A 6,607-nucleotide genomic window follows, 5' to 3' on the forward strand; every position below is an offset into this window, starting at 1 on the left:
CACCATGCAGCGTGAACACATGCTTGGAAATGTCGATCGCAATCCGTTTATACTCCATCTGGGCGGCTCCCGATGTTGGTGTGTGACAACCCAACTATGGCACAGCGATGCCGGGGGGCCGTCCACCCTAACAAGCTGCCGAGGGTTTGACGCTTGGCAGATTGGAGTCCGGCGACTGCCGGCCCGGCACCGCGTGGTGCCGTAAGCCAAGCCGCCGGATGGCGGCGCCCGGCGCATGAGGGCGCATGAAGTCTCCCTTGATCGGCACGATCAAGGGAGATTGGTGTAAGACCAAAAGTCGTTTCAAAACCTTTGGTGGCCGGCATCTGACGAAACAGCAATAAAAAAGGGCACCTAGTAGGGCGCCCTTTCCATGAAGACCATCAGTCCTCGAAATCTTCGTCGTCGTCGTTTGTCTCCGGACCGACATCCACATCAATCGGCACGCCGGGGGCGTATTTGGACTGGCGGATGGCCAGGGCCGATTTTACGTGGCTGACATTGGGTGCCGCCGTCAGCTTGGTGGTCAGAAAGCGCTGATAGCTGTCCCAGTCGACGGCGACCACCTTCAACAGGAAGTCCGTCTCACCGGCCAACATGTTGCACTCCCGAACCTCCGCCCAGGAGTTGACCAGCGATTCGAAGCGCTTCAGATCGCTTTCCGCCTGGGACGACAAGCCGACCTGTGCGAAAACCGTGACATGGAAGCCCATGGATTCCGGATTGATGTCGGCATGGTAGCCCCGGATGTACCCCGCCTCTTCCAGCGCGCGCACGCGCCGCAGGCAAGGGGGAGCCGAAATGCCGGCACGCCGCGCCAATTCGACATTGGTCATCCGGCCGTCCGCCTGCAGGTCGCGCAGGATGCGCCGATCAATTCGGTCGAGTTTGACCCGCCGCATGGTGATTTTTTAACTCCAGGAGTTCGTGATTTGAGCAAGGATATTACACGGGACGGCCCAAGTCGCAAGGGCGAGGCGGATCACGACACAAAATTTCTTGGGGACAAGTCTTCGCATACGTATGCGAATAGCAAAGTACCCACCTGCTGGGTTCTCTCCGACGGGCGGGCGGGAATCGAGAATCCCTGTCTGGGATTGGCGGAAGCCCTGGGCCTGACCCCCACCGTGAAACGGGTGGCGCTGCGCAGCCCCTGGCGGCAGACCACGCCCTACCTGCCCCTGCCGGGGATCGGACTGGCCCTGGCCGGCACCTCCGACAGGCTGACCCCGCCCTGGCCCGACCTGTTGATCAGTTCGGGGCGGCAGGCGGTGGCCCTGTCCATGGCCATCGGCAAACGGTCATCGAAGACCGTGCGGGTGCATATCCAGAATCCGGGGGTGGCGTTCGACCGGTTCGATCTGGTCTCCCTGCCCCGCCATGATGGCAAATCGGGCACCAACCTCGTGGAAAGTATCGGTGCCATCCACCGTGTGACACCGGAAAAGCTGACCAAAGCGGCGCTGGAATGGGCACCGCTGGCCGCCGGTCGGGCACGGCCGCTGGTCGCGGTCATGATCGGCGGCTCCAACCGCTTCTGCCGCCTGACGCCCGACCTGATGACGGGGGTGGCGACGCAGTTGGCGACCCTGGTGCGGGAACAGGGTGTGGGTATGCTGATCACCACCTCCCGCCGCACCGGGGCGGAGAATGAGGCCCTCCTGAAGCAGGCGCTGGCCGGTCTGCCTGTCTTCATCTGGGACGGCAGCGGTCCGAATCCCTATTTCGGCATGCTGGCCCTGGCCGATGCCTTGATCGTCACGTCCGACAGTGTCGCCATGGTATCGGAGGCGGCCAGCACCGGAAAACCGGTGCACATCATCGACCTGCCCGGCAACGCCCCGAAATTCCAGCGCTTCCACGACCTGCTGCGCCATGCTGGCGTTACGCGGCCCTTCCAGGGACAGTTGGACGCGTGGGATTACCGGCCGCTGGACGACACGCGCCAACTGGCCGGGCGGGTGCGCGTGCTGCTGGAACAACGGGCCGGATAAGCCCGCTGTCCTCAGAGGGCCGGCGGCAATCCGGGATGTTCGTCCGATCCCGGCGGTGGTGCGTCGGGGTCCCCCAGCGGGCGGACCATCAGCACCCAGTCCAGCCAGCGGGCATGTTTCACCCCCAGCCCCGGCACGGTCCCCGCCAGTTCAAACCCGAGGGCGCGGTGCAATCCCACCGACCCCTCATTGCTGCCATCACCGATAACGGCCACCATGCGCCGGAATCCCGCGCGGGTGCATTGGTCGATCAGCGCCTTCAACAAGGCGCGGCCGACCCCCGCGCCTTGGGCCTGCGGCGCCACATAGATGGAATTCTCCACCGTGAAGCGATAGCCGGGCCGGGTGCGAAAGGCGCTGCCATAGGCATAACCCAGGATCGTGGCGCCACTCTCCGCCACCAGATAAGGGAAACCCTGGGCCTGGATGGCCGCCATGCGCAACGCCATCTCGCCGCCGTCGGGCGGGACGCTTTCGTAACTGGCCGTCCCCTCGCTGACATGCGGGGCGTAGATGGCGGCAATGGCAGCGGCATCGCCGGCATGCGCAGTCCGGATCAGCATACCTTCCCTCCCCGTTCAGCGGCTACGCGGACGCAACGACTCCGCCGGCACAGCGGCCAAACGGGACACCAGCTGGCGCATGTGGCCGGCCAGCGTGTCAAGATAGGGACGGCGTGCCAAGGCAACCTCATCCATATAAAGGGAACGGTTCAGTTCGATCTGCAACGCATGGACCCCGTCGGTCGGCCGGCCGTAATGCCGCGTGGTATAGCCGCCGGCATAAGGGGCATTGCGGCCCACGACATAGCCCAGATCGGTCAGCACGGTCTCTGCCGCCTGGATGACGGGCGGGGCGCAGGCGCTGCCGAAACAATCACCCAGGACCATGTCCAGCGCGCCGCTGGCCGCCGCCTCCGGCGGCAGATCGATCGACGGCATGGAATGGCAATCGACCAGGATGCAGAAACCAAAGAGCGCCTTGGTCTGGTCGATCAGACCGCGCAAGGCGGCATGATAAGGGTAATAGCAGCGATCCACCCGCTCTACCGCCTCGGCAAAGCGCAGGCGCTGGCGATAAATTTCCTCGCCGTTGGCCACGACACGGGGGATCGTGCCCAACCCCGCCGCCACACGCGGGCTGCGGCTGTTGACATAGGAGGGCAGCGCCCCCTCGAACATGCCGGGATCGAATTCGAACGGTTCGCGGTTGGGGTCCAGGTAGGCGCGGGGGAACAGCGCCTCCAGCAACGGCGCCCCCAGATCGACGGCGGGACGGAAAATCTCGTCGACGAAACAATCCTCCGACCGGCGCAGGGCATTCGCCTCCAGCCGGGAACGGGCCACAAAGCTCTCCGGATAGTCGCGCCCGCTATGCGGGGAGGCCATGACCACGGGTAAAATCTGCTGCCAGGGTCGCGAAATGCGGAAAACATCGCCGCCCGTGCCGACGTCCAGGGGACGACCGGCCGCCTTGTCGTGGGAAAGGGCGGGGTCCAGGCTGCTCATGGCTGAAAGATGTATCGAATTGTGACGTGGCCCGCCACCTGAACGGAGGGCTTCCCGAAAAAAACGACAAATTTCTGAAAACAGGGTGTTGCAATGCCCGAATGAGGTCGCTATAAGCACGCCCACCCCGACGGCGCTGCCGACGACGGCGACGGAAACGAAGCCGCAGACGACAGGGACGCAGGGGCGATAGGACGGATGGGCGCGTAGCTCAGCGGGAGAGCACTACCTTGACATGGTAGGGGTCACAGGTTCAATCCCTGTCGCGCCCACCATCCGATCCAGACCGAAAAGGGCCGGTACCCGCCAGGGACCGGCCCTTCGGTTTTTCGGCTCTGCCCCGCCTGACCAAAAGGATAGGCTCCACGCTACGGTCAGCGGTACCCTGGCCTGATAGGTTGTCCTGCATGGAAACCGGCGCCAAGGCGCCCTGGGTCAGGATTCTGGTGCGGGCATGATCGTCTGGCGTTCCTGGAAGCTGTTGCTGGCGACGTTCCTGCTCACCGGCCTTGCTGTCGGCGGCATGATCCTGGCTCGGGGAAACGGAACCAAGCAGCATCTGGTGGTCGCAGAAAGCCGGCAGATGATGTCGGCCCTGATCTTCGTGGCCCAGGCGGATGGATATTTCGCCGAACAGGGACTGTCCGTGGAAATCATGCCCGTCGCCAACGGCAAGCTGGCGATGGAGGCCCTGATGGATAGCAGGTCCGATCTGGCCCTTTCCTCCGACGTTCCGGCCGCTGGTGCCATGCTTGCCGGCAAACCAATCCGGATTCTCTCCACCGTTCAGACCTCTGATCGCGACATCGTCATCGCCTCGCCCAGCGGCAGCGGCCTGACCAGCCCCGCCACCCTGGCGGGCAAGCGGGTCGGCTTTTCCCCCGACACCAATTCGCAACATTTCCTGGACCTGCTGATCACGCAGTCGGGATTGACGGGCATGGTCACCGTTGTTCCCATTGAAAGTGACCGGATCATGCAGGCCCTGGCCGATGGACAGATTGATGCGGCATCGGTTTGGACCACCGTTCGCGTCGGCGGTGCCGCCCTGTTTCCCAAGGGGTTGGACATTCTGAGCATGCCCGGTCTTTACACCGGTAGCTGGATCCTGTCCGCCCGCCGGGACGTGGTGGAGACCAAACGTGACGCCCTGGTCCGCTTCGAACGGGCCCTGCTGGCGGCTGAATGGTCGATCCTGAAGGATCGCGAACGTGCAATCCCGATCGTTGCGGCGGGGACCGGCATAGATGAGACGCTGGTCCGCAGCCACTGGGAGAGTTATGGTTTCACCTTGCGCCTGGACCAGGCGCTGCTGTTATCGCTGGAGGGGCACCTCCGGCGCGCCGGTGGCAATCCGGGTCCTGAGATGCTGGGCTACTTGCAGAGTGATATTCTGCGGGAAGTCGATCCGACACGTGTCACGGTGCTGGACTGAGCTGATGAATATCCGCACGCGAATCACCACGGCCCTGGTCTTCGCGGCAGTCGCTTTTCTGATCTCGACGGCATCCGCCCTTTGGTCGTGGCAATGGATGGGCCGGTCCACGACGCGTGTAACGGAGGCACAGGCGCTGGTCCGCGCCGTGTTCGAACTGAGCCTGCTGGTTCATGAATACCGTGACACCGGTAGCGAGCGCGCCTTGTTCCAGTGGCAGCGGTCGCACGAGAAACTGTCGGCCGAGTTGGAACGGATGCAGGGCTTCGGCAATGATCCGGTGGACCTGGCCCTGCTGCGCCGGCTGTCGGCGGACAATGCCCTGATGATGGACGGCATGGTGCGGCTGACCCAATCACGCACGGCACCGGAAGCGGCCAGCGTGGCCCAGGATACGTTGCAGCTTCGCTATAACGTGATGGCGTCGGATGCCGACCGGCTGGCCGCCCACGCCAATGAACGGGTAAATGCCTGGGGCCGGCTGCTGATGGTGTTGCAGGTCGTGCCCCTGCTGCTGCTGGCCATCACCGTAGCCCTGGCGACCGCCGCCAGCCGGCGGGTGCTGCGCGGACTGAACCGTATCGCGACCGGCATGGCGGCCATCGGCCAGGGCAAGCTGGATTATCGTCTGGCTGTGTCGGGACGGGACGAATTCGCCACTCTTGCGGCCGGCGTCAACCGCATGGCCGAGCAGTTACAGACGCTGTACGCCGACATCGCCGGCAAGGTGGAGGCCCTGTCCAGCGCCAAGGGGCAGGCGGAAGCGGCCGAACGCGCCAAAAGCGCCTTTTTGGCCAATATGAGCCATGAGATCCGCACACCGCTGAACGCCATCATAGGCTTTGCCGACCTGCTGCGGGATGAGAATGCGCCCTTGGCGGAGCGGGAGAAGTGGCTTTCATTGCAGATGGAGGCGTCGCGCGCCCTGGTCGCCATCGTCGATGACGTGCTGGACCTGTCGAAGATCGAGGCGGGGCGGCTGGAACTGGAGATGGGGCCGCTGAACCCGGCGCAACTGGCGGAAAGCTGCATGGCCCTGCTGGCCCCCCGCGCGGCCGACAAGGGCCTGTCCTGCCGCACGGAGATGGCGTCGGATCTGCCGGAATGGGTGCTGGGCGATGCGGCGCGGCTGCGTCAGGTGCTGCTGAACCTTCTGTCGAACGCCGTCAAATTCACGGCCAAGGGCAGCGTCGTCCTGTCGGTGGCGCGTACCGGCGCGCAATTGCGGCTGACGGTGACCGACACCGGTATGGGCATCCCCGCCGATCGCCAGAAACACCTGTTCATGCCGTTCAGCCAGTTGGACGCCTCGGTCACCCGTCGTTTCGGCGGCACGGGCCTGGGGCTGGCCATCACCAAGCGTCTGGTGGAGGCGATGCAGGGCCGGATCGAGGTGGACAGCCAGCCCGGTGCCGGCAGCCGGTTCGATGTGACCCTGCCCCTGGCCGTCACCAGCGCCCCGCCCCCTGACACGGAAATGGCCGCCACGGCCTCTCTTCCCTCCTATCGGCCCTTGTCGATTCTTCTGGCGGAGGATGTGTTCGCCAACCAGATGCTGGTGCGCACCATTCTGGAGAAGGCCGGCCATCGCGTGACGGTGGTGGAGAATGGCGCCGATGCCGTCAGCACCGTGGTCCGCGACGCGGCAACCCTGGATCTGGTCCTGATGG

Annotated in this window: 6 protein-coding genes and 1 tRNA gene; 4 read left to right on the plus strand and 3 right to left on the minus strand. The window is 64.5% G+C overall.

All coding sequences use genetic code 11. From position 1 onward, the window contains the following. Nucleotides 1-383: 383 nt before the first annotated feature. Nucleotides 384-902, minus strand: coding sequence for an Lrp/AsnC family transcriptional regulator (locus KBA48_RS31635; RefSeq protein ID WP_292912659.1), 519 nt, complete (start codon nucleotides 900-902; stop codon nucleotides 384-386). Between the two features lie 174 nt (nucleotides 903-1,076). On the opposite strand from KBA48_RS31635, the gene KBA48_RS31640 reads away from it, so the two are divergent. Further along, on the plus strand, nucleotides 1,077-1,994 hold the full coding sequence (locus KBA48_RS31640; protein ID WP_292912664.1) for a mitochondrial fission ELM1 family protein: 918 nt from the start codon (nucleotides 1,077-1,079) through the stop codon (nucleotides 1,992-1,994). A gap of 11 nt (nucleotides 1,995-2,005) precedes the next feature. Here the strand turns inward: KBA48_RS31640 and KBA48_RS31645 are convergent, their stop codons facing one another. Both KBA48_RS31645 and KBA48_RS31650 read right to left on the minus strand, forming a co-directional pair. Then, nucleotides 2,006-2,557: a GNAT family N-acetyltransferase gene (locus KBA48_RS31645; RefSeq protein ID WP_292912660.1), complete on the minus strand. Its 552-nt coding sequence runs from the start codon at nucleotides 2,555-2,557 to the stop codon at nucleotides 2,006-2,008. 15 nt (nucleotides 2,558-2,572) lie between these two features. After that, nucleotides 2,573-3,502, minus strand: coding sequence for an N-formylglutamate amidohydrolase (locus KBA48_RS31650; RefSeq protein ID WP_292912661.1), 930 nt, complete (start codon nucleotides 3,500-3,502; stop codon nucleotides 2,573-2,575). 200 nt (nucleotides 3,503-3,702) lie between these two features. On the opposite strand from KBA48_RS31650, the gene KBA48_RS31655 reads away from it, so the two are divergent. The 3 genes from KBA48_RS31655 to KBA48_RS31665 all read left to right on the plus strand — a co-directional run. Continuing rightward, nucleotides 3,703-3,777, plus strand: a tRNA-Val gene (locus KBA48_RS31655). Nucleotides 3,778-3,956: 179 nt separating this feature from the next. Continuing rightward, a complete protein-coding gene (locus tag KBA48_RS31660) occupies nucleotides 3,957-4,937 on the plus strand; it encodes an ABC transporter substrate-binding protein (protein ID WP_292912662.1) in 981 nt (326 codons plus the stop codon). Nucleotides 4,938-4,941: 4 nt separating this feature from the next. Continuing rightward, a partial coding sequence (locus KBA48_RS31665; protein ID WP_292912663.1) for an ATP-binding protein occupies nucleotides 4,942-6,607 on the plus strand: 1,666 nt, incomplete at its 3' end.

The organism is Niveispirillum sp. (assembly GCF_017996735.1).
Taxonomy (GTDB): Bacteria; Pseudomonadota; Alphaproteobacteria; order Azospirillales; family Azospirillaceae; genus Niveispirillum.